The organism is Bacteroidales bacterium (assembly GCA_035299085.1).
In the GTDB taxonomy this organism is placed as follows: Bacteria; Bacteroidota; Bacteroidia; order Bacteroidales; family UBA10428; genus UBA5072.
The window spans coordinates 1-17,181 of sequence record DATGXG010000027.1 but is presented as its reverse complement, the minus strand read 5'-3'; the positions used below and the strand labels follow the sequence as shown (position 1 = coordinate 17,181).

The following is a 17,181-nucleotide window of genomic DNA, read 5'->3' as shown; positions in this document are numbered from 1 at the left end:
TGGAGTAATTATCTCAGAACAAGTTCATTAACAATAACTTCCATGTTCTGTTTCACCTTCACAAGGTATATACCCCCCGGGAAGCCTGAAATGTCAATTTTTTCAGATGTTGAATTAAATCCTTTACTGTATATCAGTTTGCCAGTGATTGTATAAATCTCAATTTTAGCATCATTTTCCTTTTCAATCTTTATATTCAGCATACCATTGGACGGATTTGGATATAATCCTATTTTGTCAGATGCTTTAACTGGATTTAAAGAATTGATTACACATTCATTCGTAAAATAAACATTCGGACTGTTTGTTGTATCAAAAGGAACAGGGAAAGGTATTTCCCATACACAAACCTTAGAAAGGGCAGGCATGTCATTTATCGACAGATTTATTAATGCCGTATCCATGCTAAGATCCAGGATGGTGAATGGATTACCACCACAATTCAGTATATATAAACCACTTAAGGCAGAAAGATCCAGTCCGGTTAACTGATTACCTGAGCAGGACAAAGACCATAAAGCATTACAAACAGAAACATCCAGGGTGGTTAACTGATTATTGGAGCAGTCCAAAGCTTCAATACCGACACAACCGGAAACATCCAGACTGGTTAGGCGATTATTGGTGCATCCCAAAAATGATAAAGCAATACAACCGGAAATATCTAGGCTTGCTAGTTGGTTATAGGCGCAATTCAAAAATGATAAAGAAATACAACTGGAAACATCAAGGTTGGTTAATTTATTATTGTAGCAATATAAGTATTGAAGAGCACTGCATCCGGAAACATCCAGGCTGGCTAATGTATTGTCCATACAATAAAGATCTTCTAAAGCGATACAACCAGAAACATCCAGATTGACTAACGGGTTGTTAAAAATTCTCAAATAGGTCAAAGCAACACAGCCGGAAGCATCTAATTCTGTTAACTGATTATCAAAGATCTCAATATTTTCGAGAGCTGTGCAACCTGAAATTTTCAGGCTGGTTAACTGGTTAAACGAACAATCCATATCTTTCAGTGCAACAAAATTGGAAACATCCAGGCTGGTCAGCCGGTTACAAGAACAACCCAAGTATGTAAGGCAAGTACAACCAAAGATATTCAAATCATCCATCATTGGATTGCCATCACAGGACAAATAGGTAAGTCCCTTGCAAGCGGAAACATCCAGGCTTGTTAACTGGTTGCCTAAACAGGATAAATGTGTTAAAGCATGACAACCGGAAACATTCAAACTGGTTAACTGGTTTGAAGAGCAATTCAGGTGTGATAATGCCGGATTATTTGTAACATCCAGGCTGGTTAATTGGTTGGCAGGGCAATCCAAATAATTTAATGCAGTATTAGTTGTAAAATTCAGACTGGTAAGTTGATTACAGTCACAGATTAAAGATATCAAAGCTATGCAACCGGCAATATCCAAATTTACTAATTGATTTTGACTGCAGTATAAGAATACTAAAGAACTATTATTACTGACATTGAGACTGATTAATTGGTTTCCGTAACAAATAAGTGTATCTAAATTTACAAATGCTTCAATCCCTGTCAGATCTGAAATGTTCTTATAACCGACATCCAGTTTCTTTATCGTCTCACATTCAGCATAGCTGATTTTCCCATCTTCGTTTGTGTCAACTCCCGCGGATATCAGGGCATTTTTAAAATTTGCATCGGGTATATTTACATCCTGTCCGTAAGACAGATGTACCATTGCAAGTATCAACACCAATAAAATCAGGGTTTTCATAATTCAGGCTTTAGGTTATTTTTAGTTAATTAAGTGATCATTGACAGAAGTACTTGAGGTTGAATGGTATTCTCTTACTGATCAATCATTGCATTTGTGATCCATTATAAATAACCGGAAAAGATTAGACTAAAGGGCGACGAAAAAAGCCTGGTTAGCTTTCAAAACAAGATTTATAATCAATTGAAGGACTGGAAATAATCAATAATAGGTATATAAAGATAATACTGAAATTTGGCAAAGTCAAGTAACTATTTCCCGATACAAAAATTTTTGAAAATATTGCCCAGCACTTCGTCGGTGGTGATTTCGCCTGTGATTTCACCGAGATAGTGAATGGTTTCGCGGATATCCTGGGCGAGGAGGTCGCCGGGGAGGCCGCTGGTTAACCCGGCTTCAGCCCTTTTCATGGCAGAAAGAGCTTTGTCAAGTGCCTCAAAATGACGCACATTGGTAATGATAACGTCATTTTCTTCATTTTCAGTAAAACCGGCCGATTCAATCAATGCAGCTTCAAGCAGGGTCAAATTGGTGCCATTCAATGCAGAGACCGGTATTATTTTTTCATTATCGTTAAGCAGCTTTCCGAATTCAGTCATCCGTTCCTGTAATTTTTCAGGCGGCAGTCTGTCGATTTTATTCAATACAATGATCCTGTTCTTTGAAGAATCATTGCCGAGTTTCTCTGAAAGCTGGGTTATTTCTTCAGCCTTGCTGTTGTTATCGAGTACCTGGAGGATTATATACGCCTGGCTGATCTTTTGCCATGTGCGTTCAATGCCCAACTTTTCAATTACATCTTCGGTGTGACGCAGTCCGGCAGTGTCAATCAACCTGAAGTGCAATCCCCTGATACTGATGACATCTTCTATAGAATCACGTGTAGTGCCTGCAATATCCGAAACAATGGCCTTTTCCTCCTTTAACAGCAGGTTAAGCAGTGTCGATTTTCCGGCATTTGTTTTTCCGGCAATGGCAACCGGGATGCCATGCTTAATGACATTTCCAAGCGTGAATGATTCACTTAGGGTACTCAGCGTAAGAATGATTTCTTCAATCAATGTTTTTAAAGCGCTTCTGTCGGCAAATTCAACATCTTCCTCGCTGAAATCAAGTTCAAGTTCAACAAGCGATGTAAATCCCAGCAATTTATCCCTGAGCTTTTTGATTTCCTTTGTAAAACCGCCACGCATTTGTTTAATGGCAATGCGGTGTGAAGCTTCCGAACCTGAAGCAATCAGGTCGGCAACCGCTTCCACCTGGGTAAGATCAAGTTTTCCATTGAGAAACGCACGCATAGTGAATTCACCGGCGGTGGCCAGCCTGCCTCCGGCTTTTACAAGCAACTCAAGGATTTTCTTCTGGATAAAGGGCGAGCCGTGGCAGCTGATTTCAACAGTATCTTCTCCGGAATACGAATGAGGCTTCCTGAAAATACTTACAACTACCTGGTCAATGATTTCATTCTCGTTATGGATGGTTCCGTAGTGAATTGTATTGGCAGGAAGATCGGTAATGTTCAAACCGCCAGGTAACCGGGTTATGCGACCGGAAACAGCCAGTGCATCAGGTCCGCTGCAGCGTATAACCGCTATGGCACCTTTCCCGGGAGGGGTTGATATGGCACAAATCGTATCTTCTTTGGAATACATAATCGGCAAAAATACAATAAATGAAATTGATTTATTCAATTTATCGGTCTTAGACCGCTGATGAACCTGCGGTCCCAAGGCTACAGCCCCCGAATCTAAAATTCATCTTCAAATACGCATTGATAATTTATTTATATTATTTTTGGAACCGCAAGATTTAAAGAAAGAATGAGTATCCTGGTTAATAAAAATTCGCGGATTATTGTGCAGGGCTTTACCGGTGGTGAGGGCACTTTTCATGCACAGCAGATGATTGAGTATGGTACACAGGTTGTCGGTGGGATTACTCCTGGTAAAGGCGGGCAAACCCACCTGGACAGACCGGTATTCAACACCGTTGCGGATGCAGTTAAAAACACAGGAGCTGATACATCTGTCATCTTTGTACCCGCTGCATTTGCAGCCGATGCCATTATGGAAGCCGCCGAAGCTGGTATAAAGGTTGTTGTATGCATCACCGAGGGCATACCTACTCTTGATATGGTAAAAGTCAAGCAATATCTGTCAGGCTCAAAAACAAGGCTTATTGGTCCTAATTGTCCGGGAATTATTACACCGGGTGAAGCCAAGGTAGGAATTATGCCGGGTTTTATTCACCGTAAAGGACATATCGGGATTGTTTCCCGCTCCGGCACCCTCACTTATGAAGCAGTTGACCAGGTTACAAAAGCGGGGATGGGACAATCGACATGCATCGGAATCGGTGGAGATCCGATAATTGGTACTACCACCCTTGATGCAGTGAAGATGTTCATGGAAGATCATGAAACAGAAGGCATTATAATGATAGGCGAAATCGGGGGAAGTATGGAGCCCGATGCAGCGCGCTGGATTAAAGATAATGGTAAAAAGCCTGTTGTAGGTTTTATTGCGGGTCAAACAGCACCGAAAGGTCGGAGAATGGGTCATGCAGGAGCTATCATCGGAGGCGCGGAAGACACAGCAGCGGCAAAGATGAAGATCATGCGAGAGTGCGGAATACATGTGGTGGAATCTCCTGCGGAAATTGCTGCTACCATGGTGAAAGCACTTAAAAACAACTCATATGCAAGTTAAAGGCACTGCAGTAAGGACAACCCGTGATTTTGTAAAAGCTAAGTTTCCTGATTTGTATGACCGCTGGATCGGTTCGCTGACTCCCGATTCAAAAAAACTCTTTACTTCAACTATTGATGCCACGGCATGGTATCCTTATCTTGATGGTTACTCGGTTCCTGTAGAAAAAATAGTAGAAATATGCTACCGTGGCGACCGTAAAACCGGGGGTGACCAGTTGGGAAGCTGGAGCGCTGAGATCAGCCTTAAAGGATTTTACAAAGTTTTTTTGCTCATTGCTTCACCACAGTTTCTTTTGCAGAGAGCTTCCAAAATTTTTACTACATTTTACGAACCCAGTGAAATTGAAGCAACTATAACCGATTCAAATAATGCCATCCTGCGGATACTTAAATTCGACAGGATTGATGAATCGGTAGAATATCGCATTGCAGGCTGGACCAGAAAGGCCCTTGAACTGGCGAATTGCAATTCTCCGCGCTACGAAATAAAACAGTTCCTTTCAAAGGGCGACAAGTCGACTGAGATTTGGTTCCATTGGGACTGAATTAATGTGCTAATTTGCCAATGTGTCAATTTGCCAATGTGCCAACAAGAAACATTAGCACATTGGCACATTAATACATTGGCACATTCGTTTTCTAACCATTCCCCTCCTTTTATCGTATGAAATGAAAAAAAACATATGAAAAAGGCCGTCATCTTCCTTGTTTCACTCTCCGGCATCAGTCTTTTTGCCCAGCAGTATGAGCTTCCCGCTTCAATGCCAAGGGAGCAGCAGGTTAAACACACCCGGTTCACTCTTTCATACAATGAAGGCTACGAACTTCCTTCATGGGTGGCTTATCAGCTGACCGCTGAACAGGCAAAAGCAACCGGCAGTGTAAAGGAAAAATTCACGGAGGATGCCATGGTAACTACCGGTTCAGCTTCGGTTAAAAATTATAAAGATGCCGGGTTTATTATGGGTCAGATGGTACCGGTTGAAGACATGTTAAACCTGCCGAAAGCTGCCGAAGAGACATATCTGACTTCGAATACTGCGCCTCAGAAGCCTACGTTCAATAAAAATGTATGGAGAAAGACTGAATTACTGATCCGCGAATGGGCAAAAGAAGGTTATACCCTTTATATAGTGGCGGGACCTGTAATTACAGATGCACCTTTCGGTTCATTTGGTTCTGATAAAATCAGTATTCCTTTAAGGTACTATAAAGCTGTTCTTGATATGAACGGTGAAAGGGCTATAGGTTTTGTTATGAGCAGCAATGTAGCATCCGGAGCTCCCAAAACATTCGCAGTATCTATTGATGAACTCGAAAAGATAACAGGAATCGACTTTTTTCCTGCACTTCCTGATGACATTGAAAACAAAATCGAAGCCTCAAAGGATTTTACAAAGTGGAATTTTAAGGCATTGGAACAGTAGGCTGGGGACTGGATGGGGATGCAAAAGATCGTCATTGCGAGGAGCATGTCCTGATTATGATTATAGCAGCAAGTATCGCGACGAAGCAATCTGCCTGCACAAGAAGGGCGCTGTAAAGAGAGATAACGGATACTGAGCTTGCCGTAGCAGATGCCGGATACCACGGTCTCATAGGTCCCATAGGTCGCATAGGTCCCAGTAATGAACACCGAACACCGAACACCGATTTACGAGTTAAGAAGTTTCCTACCCCTAAACCCCTAAACCCCTAAACCCCTAAACCCCTAAACAGCTAAACAGCTAAACTAATACCTCGGATCCTTCTTAAACGGCAGCTTAGCCATTTTTTCAACAGTGATACTGGGAAATCCGAATTCTTCAGTTACAGTTCCCAGGATCAGGTAAACCCCGTATCCACGAAACGGGTAGTTTTTCAGAGAATTGGGAAAGTTAACGGAGTCAAAAAATTCGCCGTGAATATCCAGAAAGCATCCGAAATGCATCCATTCGCCTTTAACCGTATGTACATATTTGATCGTTACAAGATCACCCAATAATTTTACCTTTTTACCCACATGCTGAATAAGTTCTGATGAAGAAATATTGCTGCGATATCTCGTTTCGAGCATATCAAAACTCGTGCAGGAAACCGGAAAGCCAAGCAATTCGATTTCATCATAGGCATCTTCAAGCCTAGTCTGTTCAAGAGCAGGAAGTTTAAATGTCTTTGATTTTTCAGCAAAAAGCATGGGCATATCCGTTTGCCTGCTTGCTTTTCCAAGAAGCATATGGGCTTCCCAAAGCAATTCCTTTTTTGTTTTGCCTGTAAAACGGAAAGCATCAAGCCTGATAAGAATAACGAGCTGTTCAATACCTGCCGGAACACGGCAGATAAAATTCTCAAGGCTTGTATATTCCCCCTCACGGAGGCGCTCACTCACAATGGTTTCGGCAATTTTAGCTTCAAGATTTGCAATATGGATAAAACCGACAAAAATATCGCTGCCGTAAATACAGGTCTTATACATGCTCTTATTCACACAGGGCAAGTTGATTGAGGCACCTGACCGCCTGGCTTCATTGAAATATACCCAGGTGCGGTAAAATCCCCCGAAGTTGTTGATTACAGCTACCATGAATTCCTGGGGATAATAGGTCTTCAGGTAAAGGCTCTGATAGCTCTCGACGGCATAGGATGCCGAATGGGCCTTTGAAAACGCATATCCTGCAAAAGAGGCCACCTGGCGCCACACTTCGGCCGTAAGTGTTTCGGGATAGCCCCGTTCGGCACAATTATCAAAAAACCGCTGGCGGATCCTGTCAAATTCACCTTTCGACCTGAACTTCCCTGCCATTGCCCTTCTCAGAATGTCTGCATCAGCCAGGTCAAGTCCCGCAAAATGATGGCATATTTTTATAACATCTTCCTGGTAAACCATAACACCGAAGGTTTCTTTTAACTGAGATTCCATCACCGGATGCAGGTAATTGATATTATCAGGATCATGAAAACGTTTGATGTATTCCTTCATCATACCCGATTTGGCTACTCCGGGCCTGATGATTGAACTGGCTGCAACCAGGGTAAGATAATTGTCACATTTAAGTTTTTTAAGTAAGCCGCGCATGGCGGGACTTTCGATGTAAAAGCAACCGATAGCCTCACCGTTATAAAGGCGCTGGTTTACCTTTTTATCCTTCTTAAAATCGGAGACCCTGTGCACATCCACCTTGATACTCCGGTTCTGGCGGATAATATCAACACTTTCATTGATATGCCCGATACCTCGCTGACTCAGGATATCCAGTTTTTCAAAACCAATGGCTTCAGCGACATACATATCAAACTGGGTGGTCGGAAAACCTTTTGGAGGAAGATCAAGAGCAGTATAACAGGTTATTGGCTCTTCTGATATGAGGATCCCGCCGGCATGTATACTCCGGATATTGGGGAAATCCATCAACCGGTTTCCCGTTGAAAATAATTTTTCAGTGATTTCATCCCTGTTCACCGAAGCATCGGGGTAATCAACCAGCCTGTCAATCTCTTCCTTAGGCAACCCGTAAACTTTTCCCAATTCCCTGAAGATCGACCGGTCGCGGAATGTGGTTACCGTTCCGAGCAGGGCCGTATGCTTATTCCCATAGCGCTTGAAAATGTAATCCTGGACTTCATCCCTGTCTTTCCATGAAAAATCGATATCAAAATCGGGCGGGGAAGTGCGTTTGGGGTTAATAAACCGTTCAAAATACAGGTTAAGTTCTATAGGATCGACATCCGTTATTTTAAGGCAATAGGCTACAATACTGTTGGCGCCACTGCCACGGCCGACATGGTAAAAGCCGCGGCTCATTGAATACCGGATGATATCCCATGTGATCAGAAAATATGCTGAGAATCCCATTTTATCAATCACTTCAAGTTCGTGCTGAATGCGTTTCCGGGCTTCTGCATTTGATTTTCCATAGCGATACGACATGCCGTCGAGGGCCAGTTTTTCAAGCAACAACCGGTCGTCGTAACGGCTCGAAGTAAAGATCCGTTTATTCTTCACTGTATCAAAATCCATTTCCACCGAACACTCATCCAACAGTCTTTCAGTGTTTTTCATTATCTGCGGGTAATCAGAAAACAGTACGGGTATGAAATCGGGTGGTATAAATTGTTCTTTGGGTGAGGCCACGTCGTCATCGGTAATCTTGCTTAACAGCGTATTATTTCCGATCGCGCGAAGATGGCGATGCAATTCATGTTCTTCTGAACTGGCAAAGGTTACAGGCATGAGTGCTACAAGTTTCTGTTCGTAGTAACGATACCGTGAAGTAACCAGCTTATTAATTTCACCCGGCCTTACACCTATAAACTCATTTTCTTCGGGCTTAATCGGAATACGGTTTTTGAAAGGATAAATCACACAGGCGTTGTCAAATGAAGGTGCACGAACGGGCAGGGGAGTCTTCCCCAGGTTATGTGCTGTAAGGAATTCGTTGATTTCACGGAATCCCTTATTGTTTTTGGCTATGGCAATATAAAGAAGTTTGTGATCATCGTCCCTGAATTCTATTCCGGCGATCGGTTTGATATGCGCTTTCCGGCATTCCGAAATAAAATCCATCATGCCCATACTGTTGTTGATATCGGTCATGGCCATAGTGCGCACATCGTTTTGCTGTGCGAGGGCCACCAGTTTTTCAACCGGCATGGTTCCGTAGCGGAGGCTATAATATGAATGACAGTTCAGATACATTTTTCTTATAACATAACATGGTTTAAAGCATCATCCCACATCGGAAAGCGGCATTTTGATCACATGGCTTTCAGGGATTTTGCGGGTCAATACTCTTTCCGGATTTTCAGTGATGAGATAATTCCTGTAATTTTTTCGTTCCATCATGGCATAAGCCCACAGAACGAGCTCTTCCTGGGTAAACTGCAGCATTCTGCCGCTGATTTCTTCTTCTGTCCACCCGTCATTTTTCAGAAAAAACAATCGCTTCATATTAGTCTGTTAGTCTTTAGTCTGTTAGTCTTTAGTCTGTTAGAAAATTTCTTAAATCGTAAATCGGTGTTCCTTGTTCTGTGTTCGTTTTTCCGGGACCTATGCGACCTATGGGACCTATGAGTCCGGAGGCATCCAGTATCCAGCATCCAGCATCTACTCCTTACTCCCCTCTCTCCTCTCATCTCTTCCTGCCCCCACTGCCCGCACGACCGCGTTCTTGCCGTATCTTTTCCGCATCCTGTCGATTTCCTGGTAAAGCCTTACCATTTCAGGGGTATCCTCGAACATGTTGAGCTGAGGCGTTCCCCTTACAAGGTGGCTGAATTTCACCCCGATAAGCCGGATGAGCATGCGTCGCTGGTAGAGTCGCTGAAACAGCGATTTTGCCAGGTCGATCAGTTTATGATCAAATGATGTGTAAGGGATCCGTTGCTGCAGGGTGTGTGTGTCAAAATTTGAATACCTTATTTTCACCGTAACACATGACGTGAGCTTTTCCTCCCTGCGCAGTTCATAAGCGATCTTCTCCACCATATTTACAATGGTGTTGTTGAGCATGGCGATATCCGTTGTATCGGTGTCAAAAGTTCTTTCGGCGCTTATCGATTTCTGTTCCCAGCAGGGAATGACAGGTGTTGTGTCAATGCCGTTGGCTTTTTTCCAGATTTCGATACCGTTTTTGCCAAGAACTTTCTCCATCATTTCAGGCGGTATCTGTCCCAATGTGCCTATGGTGGCTATTCCCATTGAACGCAGAAGGTGAAAGGTTTTTTCACCGATCATAGGAATTTTGCTGATAGGCAAAGGATCAAGGAAAGGACGGACGAGTGAAGCGGGGACTTCCTTTTCCCCGTTTGGCTTGGCTTCGCCGGTTGCAATTTTTGAAACGGTTTTATTTACAGATAATCCTGATGATATAGGCAAACCGGTTTGTTTCATGATATCCCGGCGCAGTTCATGTGTCCATTTGAGAGTTCCGAAAAACCGGTCCATTCCGGTAAGGTCGATATAATGTTCATCGATGGATGCTTTTTCATACACGGGTGCCCGTTCAGCAATAATTTCGGTTACCATGTTTGAATACTTGCTGTACAGGTCCATGTCACCCCGAACCACAATGGCATCCGCACACAGCTGACGAACCATTTTCATAGGCATGGCCGAATGAATGCCAAACTTACGTGCTTCATAACTGCAACTGGAGACAACCCCGCGACCCGATAAACTGCCTATTACAACCGGTTTTCCGTTCAGTTTGTTATTAATAAGCCGCTCAACCGATACAAAAAAACTATCCAGATCGAAGTGGATAATACTCCGCGCACTGCTTTCCGTTGATGTTGTTGATAAAAACATAAAAATGATTATAAAATAATCAATATTTATGATCATAATATAATCAGGATGTAGTATATTTACAAGAAAAAAAGTGTTAAAAAAGAAAGATGCTGGATGCTGGCACCAGCTCTTAAATCATAAATCGGTGTTCGATATTCGGTGTTAATTAATGAATAAAATGAATATCGAACAAGGAACACCGATTTATGAATAACGAAGATAATTATAGTAAAACCCACACATTATGTTCTTCTCCTCCAATATCAAACTCCTGCGCAAGAGAAAAGGCCGCACCCAGGACGATGTGGCATTTGCGCTCAACATGAAGCGGTCAACGCTCAGTGGTTATGAAAATGAAGTAAGCCTGCCTACAATCCAGGCGCTTGTTGCATTTTCAAAGTATTTTGGCGTCGCAATCGATACCCTTATAAAAATCGATTTGCGAACTCTCACCGAAAGCCAGTTTTCCCAGCTTGAACGCGGCGGCGATGTCTATCTCAAAGGCAGTAACATCAGGGTTCTTGCCACCACCGTTAACAGCAATAACGAGGAAAATATCGAGCTTGTCTCCGTTAAAGCCAAAGCCGGGTATGCTACCGGTTTCGCCGACCCCGAATTTATAAGGGAATTGCCTGTTTTTCAGCTGCCTTTTCTTTCACGGCAGAAAAAATACAGGACCTTCCAGCTTAGCGGCGATTCAATGCTTCCCATTCCTGACGGGTCTTATGTAACCGGAGAGTTTGTTCAGGACTGGAACAGCATTATTAATGGCCATGGCTATATTGTGCTGACCCTGGACGAGGGCATTGTTTTCAAAATCGTGGAAAACCTTATGGAAAGCGAAAATATGCTCAGGCTGTTCTCGCTTAATCCCATTTATGAACCCTTTGAAGTACATGCCAGTGAAATAAAAGAGATCTGGAAATTCGTGAATTATATCAGTTCGGAAATTCCTGATCCCATGATTCCTTCGGATGAACTCATCCGTACTGTTGCCGGTCTTAAAAAGGATCTCAACATTCTCAAAAGCCGGATGGGAAACCGGGAATAATTGGTGTAAAGTAAACAGGCATTCATCAAATCATTGCTGAATGCTGAAACCCGACAATTGTTCTGAAACACAGGGTCGTAATTCTGATTGTATGGTTCATAAATCTCAGAAATTGCTAACTTACGGGGTGTAATCTCGTATACCTGTAAAAAGCAGTTTCCCAATGCCTTACCGGGTAAAAATAGTATCAGTACTTCTTTTTGCATCGACTGTTTTGCCCATATTTTCTATTCTCGGCCAGGAACGTGCCATTCCTGCGGTATCACCGGTATTTTTTGACAGCATTGATAACAGGATAAAATACCTTGAGCAACAAATTCAGCATAATAAGCAAATCCGGGATGTTTCATACCTGAATTACCAACGGGAACTGGATCATACTTTGTTTGTGCAGACTTATCAACAATACGTTGTGAATGAGGATCTTGATCAGGCCAAAGATCTTGTTGAACAAAAACTTAAACGCTCGGAGTTTCGCAGCGACCAGGCTTCGGTGAAATTCTACCGTGATTATGAACTGAATACCTATAACCTGATTAAGCTTCAACGGATTTATTACCAGAAGCTGTTTCTGAAAGAAAAGAATTTTAAAAAGGTTTTTGATGGCTGGATCGCACCGGCCACCCTTGAAGCATATAATAAAGCTCAGCGGCTTACAGGACTTGCCATTAAATATGCCAATGAGAATAAACTCCCGGAAACAGTTAAAACGCTCGAACAATATAACGCATATGTTCAGGCACTTATTTTTGATGTGGGTTCAGAATATGACCTGGCTGTCCTGACAAACAATTCAAAATTCTTCTATAAGGTATTTCAGCCTATGCTTGCAAGCGACAGTATTGAAAAACTGAATGAAGCTGGGAAATTACTTTCCTACTGTAAGAATTATGGAAGGCTCAGCGGTTCTTCACTCAGCGGTGAATTCTTCAATAAACAGGAATTGGCCCTGGCAACGGCTATTTCTGATTTGCTTGATAAGCAGGGAAGGGAAAAAGAACTGGCAAAATATACCGATCAATCTGTGGTGGCGAAATTCGATACCCTGAATCCATGCGGAGTGTTTAAGTGGCATGACCAGATTGTTGTGATTGATGAATTTAACCCAGCTTCAATGATGGACGAAGTGAAGAAAGGTGAAGCTATAATTCATGCCGACCGTATGCTGTACACTTATCTTGAAAAAAACAAGCTTTGTACCTCGGTAAATGAACTCAAATTCGGTTATGCTTTTGTAATACCCTATCATTCTAATACCACTAATAACTCATTCTTTTATAATAAATTAACCGATAAATGGCAATACATAGCCTGTTACACTGTAATTGTCAATAAGGGATTCACAGCCCAGGTAAGCAAATTCATGCCTCCTTTGTTTTTCGAGGATGAAATGAATACTGCCAACAAGTAACACCTGAACATTTAATGCCTTCCTGTGTTATCACAGCAGTTCAAAAATGCTTGAAGGATCATGATCAGAATTTCCTTTTTAACACTTATTTTTATAGGGATTTTAAATACATCCTGTGCGCAGGATAAACATGAAAATATCGAATCGGTTATGACATCACCGGGTAAACTGGACACAATCACACTTGGCGCCGGCTGTTTTTGGTGCGTGGAAGCTGTTTTTCAGCAATTAAAAGGCGTTTATAAGGTTGAATCAGGCTATTCAGGAGGCCATGTCAAAAATCCTTCATATAAAGAAGTGTGCACAGGTAATACAGGGCACGCTGAAGTATGCCAGATTACGTATAATCCGGATGAGATCTCTTTAAGTGAAATTCTTGAAGTATACTGGAAAACACATGATCCTACAACTCTCAATCGCCAGGGTGCTGATGTAGGAACCCAATACCGTTCTGTAATCTTCTATCATACCGAAGAACAGCATAAGCTGGCACAGGAAATGAAGGACAGGTTAAACCAGGCCCATATCTGGGATAATCCTGTAATCACTGATATTCAGCCATTTTCAAACTTCTACAAAGCTGAAGATTATCACCAGGAATATTACTTCAATAATACCGAACAGCCCTATTGCAGGATGGTAATCACTCCGAAGATTGAAAAATTCAAAAAAGTGTTTGCCGATAAGCTCAGGGAAAAATAGTACTTTAACACCTGGATATACCTTTAAATATTCAGGTAATGAAAAAAATCACCGCCTTTTTATTTTCTGCCGAGTTAATGGCAGTAATCCTTATTGTATTTGCTCTTTCTGTCGGAATTGCAACATTCATTGAAAACGATTTTGGCAGTTCATCAGCAAGAGTACTGGTTTATAATGCCAGGTGGTTTGAATTGCTGCTGCTCATGGGTGCTGTAAATCTCACTGGCCGTATTGTTAATCGTAAATTATACAGGAAAGAAACCCTGACAATCTTTCTTTTCCATATAGCTTTTATAGTGATTCTTGCAGGAGCATTTCTTACAAGGTATACAGGCTGGGAGGGAAGTGTATCTATCAGGGAAGGCCAATCAACCAACCATGTACTCACCGATAAAGCTTACATTCAAATTAGCAAAGGTTCATATTCACGGAATATCAGAGTTACCTTCGACGAATTCCGTAAAAACAGGTTTGACCATAAAATTTCACTGGGAGATCAGTCTGTTGAAGTAAAGCTTAAAAACTTTGTTCCTAACGCTTATAAAACAATTGCTCCTGTGGATAAAGGGATACCGGCAGCCGAATTGATATACGCTGACAAAACAGGCAGGAAGAGTATACTGGTTTCGGAGGAAAGTAACACGGAAATGACTGGTTATGTTTTTAGTTTTAAAGAGAATCAAAAGGATTCAGATACAGTAGTTTTAACTTTTCACGGTGATTCCCTGTTTTTTACAGCCGGTTTCCCTGTAACTTTAACCGGCATGGGCTCTCAGAATTTTACAATCCTCAGGCCCGGAGAAACACATTTATTCGATCGGGGAGTTCTGTATAAATTTAAAAATCAAGTTGTTGTATTAAATCGGTTTTTACAGGATGCAAAAATTGCAGTTCAGCAATTACCTCAGGAGCAGGGAAAACTCCCGGATGCTGTCGTACTTGAAGTATCTTCAGGTTCCGAAAAAAAGGAAATTATTCTGTCAGGGACATCCGGTAGGACCGGCGAGGCTCAACCTGTAGAGATCAATAATACTGAAATTATATTTAGTTATGGATCAGCACAGATAGAAATACCTTTTGAACTTAAACTTAACGATTTCATAGTTGAGCGTTATCCCGGTTCCACCAGTCCTTCTTCTTTTGAAAGTCGCGTTGTTCTGACCGACACGCAAAGGAATATTACCCGGGAACAACGCATTTTCATGAATAATATATTAAAATACAGAGGATTCAGATTTTACCAATCATCTTATGACCCCGATGAAAGGGGAACCATTCTTTCGGTTAACCATGATTTAACCGGTACAACCATTACCTATTCGGGATATATTCTCATGGCATTGGGCATGATTCTCAGCGTTTTTAATAAGAACAGCAGGTTTATAAAACTATCAAAACGCAGTAAACAGATCGAAAAGACTCACAGGAGTGCGTCTCTTCCATCGAAATTAATTATTGTTCTTCTAATGGGTTCCGCAATTTGTGGAACTGCGCAGGAAGTGAAACCTGCTTTACCGGTGAAAGCTGACCATGCCCGATTATTCGGACGGATGCTCGTACAGGATAACGATGGAAGGATTGAGCCCTTAAATACGCTGAGCTCTCAGGTTCTTCGTAAACTATACCGAAGTGACCGGTATAAGGGTATGAATGCTGACCAGGTATTCCTGGGAATGATGAGCGATCCGATGACATGGCAATATGAACCGCTTATCAGGGTATCCAATAAGGAAATCAGGGAAATGGTCGGGGTCGACAAAAAGTATTTCAGTTTCTTCGATTTTTTCAGGGATGACCGCTATGTTCTGGAAGCCTCAGTGGCTGAAGCGTTCAGGAAGAAACCTTCGTTGCGCTCAAAAACTGATAATGAATTGATCCGGCTTGATGAAAAAATTAACATATGTTATCTTGTATTCTCTGGCGGATTGCTAAAAATTTTCCCGGTTCCCGGTGACAGTTCTCAAACATGGTATACTTATCAATCAGTTAAAAATAAAGCAATCACTGAAGATTCAACATTTACAAATCATGTGTTGAACCTGTATGAACAGGAGGTGCAAAAGAGCATGCAAACTGGCATCTGGGATACCCCGGAGAAAATATTGGAGGCCATTTACAGGTATCAGCAGAAATATTCTGCAGAAATAATTCCTTCATCAAGGAGTATTTCTGCCGAATTGCTATTAAACAAATCGGATATTTTTTCACGAATCTCAAAGTTTTATGGTCTTGTCGGATTTGTTTTGCTGCTGTTTCAGTTCGTTTCGCTGCTGTTTGACCGTATTAAAGTAAAGCTTCCTGTAGCATTGTCTACTATATTAATAATCTTAATATTCAGTATTCACACTGTAGGATTAATAGTAAGGTGGTACGTGTCAGGTCATGCTCCTTTGAGTAACGGTTATGAGGCTTTAACATATGTTGCCTGGGCTACAGTTCTTGCCGGACTGGTATTTTCAGCGCGGTCGCCGGTTGCCCTAAGCGTCACATCTGTGCTTTCAGCACTCATACTGTTTGTTGCCCATCTGAGCTGGATGGATCCCCAGATAACCAACCTGGTTCCTGTGCTTAAATCAAACTGGCTTGTAATTCATGTGGCAACCATAACAGCAAGCTATGGTTTCCTTGCCATGTGTGCCCTTTTGGGATTTCTGAATCTTGTACTAATTGTTTTCATTTCGGAAGTTAATAAGGTTCGTCTCGGTAACCTGGTTGCTGAACTTACCGATACAATTGAGTTATCGATGACTATCGGGTTGTATTTGCTCACTATAGGTGTGTTTCTGGGAGCTGTTTGGGCAAATGAATCATGGGGAAGATACTGGGGCTGGGATCCCAAGGAAACATGGGCCCTTATAACAGTGCTTGTATATGCCTTTATTATCCACATGCGGATGATACCCGGAATGAGAAGCTGTTACTCATTCAATCTTGCCTCATTACTTGGATTCTCAACAGTAATTATGACCTATTTTGGTGTAAACTATTATTTGTCGGGATTACATTCCTATGCGAAAGGCGATCCATTGCCGGTACCTTCATTTGTTTATTACACCCTGGCCGTAATAGCTTTTGTATCAATTGTTTCCTATTTTAAACGTAAACAGGTAAAGGACTTTGTCGACTGATTTATTCGCAGATTAACTCATTAGCACATTAACTCATTAGCACATTAACACATTAACTCATTAGCACATTAGCACATTAGCACATTAACACATTAGCACATTAGCACATTAACACATTAGTACATTAACCAATGGGTCCCGCGATAACCCGTTTGGA

General features: G+C 41.8%; 12 protein-coding genes. 7 read left to right on the top strand and 5 right to left on the bottom strand.

The features are described from left to right. Positions 1 to 8: 8 nt before the first annotated feature. Together VK179_08770 and mnmE are read right to left on the bottom strand one after the other, a co-directional pair. On the bottom strand, positions 9 to 1,754 hold the full coding sequence (locus VK179_08770) for a T9SS type A sorting domain-containing protein (GenBank protein HLO58818.1): 1,746 nt from the start codon (positions 1,752 to 1,754) through the stop codon (positions 9 to 11). 251 nt (positions 1,755 to 2,005) lie between these two features. After that, positions 2,006 to 3,406, bottom strand: coding sequence for a tRNA uridine-5-carboxymethylaminomethyl(34) synthesis GTPase MnmE (gene mnmE / locus VK179_08765; protein HLO58817.1), 1,401 nt, complete (start codon positions 3,404 to 3,406; stop codon positions 2,006 to 2,008). A gap of 168 nt (positions 3,407 to 3,574) precedes the next feature. On the opposite strand from mnmE, the gene sucD reads away from it, so the two are divergent. The 3 genes from sucD (at position 3,575) to VK179_08750 (ending at position 5,891) form a co-directional block, all read left to right on the top strand. Beyond that, positions 3,575 to 4,462: a succinate--CoA ligase subunit alpha gene (sucD, locus tag VK179_08760; GenBank protein HLO58816.1), complete on the top strand. Its 888-nt coding sequence runs from the start codon at positions 3,575 to 3,577 to the stop codon at positions 4,460 to 4,462. Next, complete coding sequence (locus VK179_08755; GenBank protein ID HLO58815.1) at positions 4,452 to 5,009, top strand: hypothetical protein; 558 nt, start codon at positions 4,452 to 4,454, stop codon at positions 5,007 to 5,009. Before sucD ends, VK179_08755 begins: the two co-directional genes overlap by 11 nt. 138 nt (positions 5,010 to 5,147) lie before the next feature. Continuing rightward, positions 5,148 to 5,891, top strand: coding sequence for a DNA/RNA non-specific endonuclease (locus VK179_08750; GenBank protein HLO58814.1), 744 nt, complete (start codon positions 5,148 to 5,150; stop codon positions 5,889 to 5,891). Positions 5,892 to 6,196: 305 nt separating this feature from the next. Here the strand turns inward: VK179_08750 and dnaE are convergent, their stop codons facing one another. The 3 genes from dnaE to dinB form a co-directional block, all read right to left on the bottom strand. Beyond that, entirely contained in the window at positions 6,197 to 9,139 is a 2,943-nt protein-coding gene (gene dnaE / locus VK179_08745; GenBank protein ID HLO58813.1) for a DNA polymerase III subunit alpha, read from the bottom strand. 30 nt (positions 9,140 to 9,169) lie between these two features. Further along, positions 9,170 to 9,391, bottom strand: a complete 222-nt coding sequence (locus tag VK179_08740) for a hypothetical protein (GenBank protein HLO58812.1) — start codon at positions 9,389 to 9,391, stop codon at positions 9,170 to 9,172. A gap of 156 nt (positions 9,392 to 9,547) precedes the next feature. Further along, positions 9,548 to 10,750, bottom strand: coding sequence for a DNA polymerase IV (gene dinB / locus VK179_08735; protein ID HLO58811.1), 1,203 nt, complete (start codon positions 10,748 to 10,750; stop codon positions 9,548 to 9,550). Positions 10,751 to 10,976: 226 nt separating this feature from the next. On the opposite strand from dinB, the gene VK179_08730 reads away from it, so the two are divergent. The 4 genes from VK179_08730 to ccsA all read left to right on the top strand — a co-directional run bounded on the left by VK179_08730 (position 10,977) and on the right by ccsA (position 17,024). Further along, complete coding sequence (locus VK179_08730; GenBank protein HLO58810.1) at positions 10,977 to 11,783, top strand: LexA family transcriptional regulator; 807 nt, start codon at positions 10,977 to 10,979, stop codon at positions 11,781 to 11,783. A gap of 163 nt (positions 11,784 to 11,946) precedes the next feature. Next, on the top strand, positions 11,947 to 13,194 hold the full coding sequence (locus tag VK179_08725; GenBank protein HLO58809.1) for a hypothetical protein: 1,248 nt from the start codon (positions 11,947 to 11,949) through the stop codon (positions 13,192 to 13,194). 60 nt (positions 13,195 to 13,254) lie between these two features. Beyond that, positions 13,255 to 13,896: a peptide-methionine (S)-S-oxide reductase MsrA gene (msrA, locus tag VK179_08720; GenBank protein ID HLO58808.1), complete on the top strand. Its 642-nt coding sequence runs from the start codon at positions 13,255 to 13,257 to the stop codon at positions 13,894 to 13,896. Between the two features lie 38 nt (positions 13,897 to 13,934). Continuing rightward, positions 13,935 to 17,024, top strand: coding sequence for a cytochrome c biogenesis protein CcsA (ccsA, locus tag VK179_08715; GenBank protein HLO58807.1), 3,090 nt, complete (start codon positions 13,935 to 13,937; stop codon positions 17,022 to 17,024). The last annotated feature ends 157 nt before the right edge of the window (positions 17,025 to 17,181 follow it).

Coding starts and splice junctions, on each gene's coding strand:
- VK179_08770 (HLO58818.1), bottom strand. CDS start 1,754: ATGAAAACCCTGATTTTATTGGTGTTGATACTTGCAATGGTACATCTG.
- mnmE (HLO58817.1), bottom strand. CDS start 3,406: ATGTATTCCAAAGAAGATACGATTTGTGCCATATCAACCCCTCCCGGG.
- sucD (HLO58816.1), top strand. CDS start 3,575: ATGAGTATCCTGGTTAATAAAAATTCGCGGATTATTGTGCAGGGCTTT.
- VK179_08755 (HLO58815.1), top strand. CDS start 4,452: ATGCAAGTTAAAGGCACTGCAGTAAGGACAACCCGTGATTTTGTAAAA.
- VK179_08750 (HLO58814.1), top strand. CDS start 5,148: ATGAAAAAGGCCGTCATCTTCCTTGTTTCACTCTCCGGCATCAGTCTT.
- dnaE (HLO58813.1), bottom strand. CDS start 9,139: ATGTATCTGAACTGTCATTCATATTATAGCCTCCGCTACGGAACCATG.
- VK179_08740 (HLO58812.1), bottom strand. CDS start 9,391: ATGAAGCGATTGTTTTTTCTGAAAAATGACGGGTGGACAGAAGAAGAA.
- dinB (HLO58811.1), bottom strand. CDS start 10,750: ATGTTTTTATCAACAACATCAACGGAAAGCAGTGCGCGGAGTATTATC.
- VK179_08730 (HLO58810.1), top strand. CDS start 10,977: ATGTTCTTCTCCTCCAATATCAAACTCCTGCGCAAGAGAAAAGGCCGC.
- VK179_08725 (HLO58809.1), top strand. CDS start 11,947: ATGCCTTACCGGGTAAAAATAGTATCAGTACTTCTTTTTGCATCGACT.
- msrA (HLO58808.1), top strand. CDS start 13,255: ATGATCAGAATTTCCTTTTTAACACTTATTTTTATAGGGATTTTAAAT.
- ccsA (HLO58807.1), top strand. CDS start 13,935: ATGAAAAAAATCACCGCCTTTTTATTTTCTGCCGAGTTAATGGCAGTA.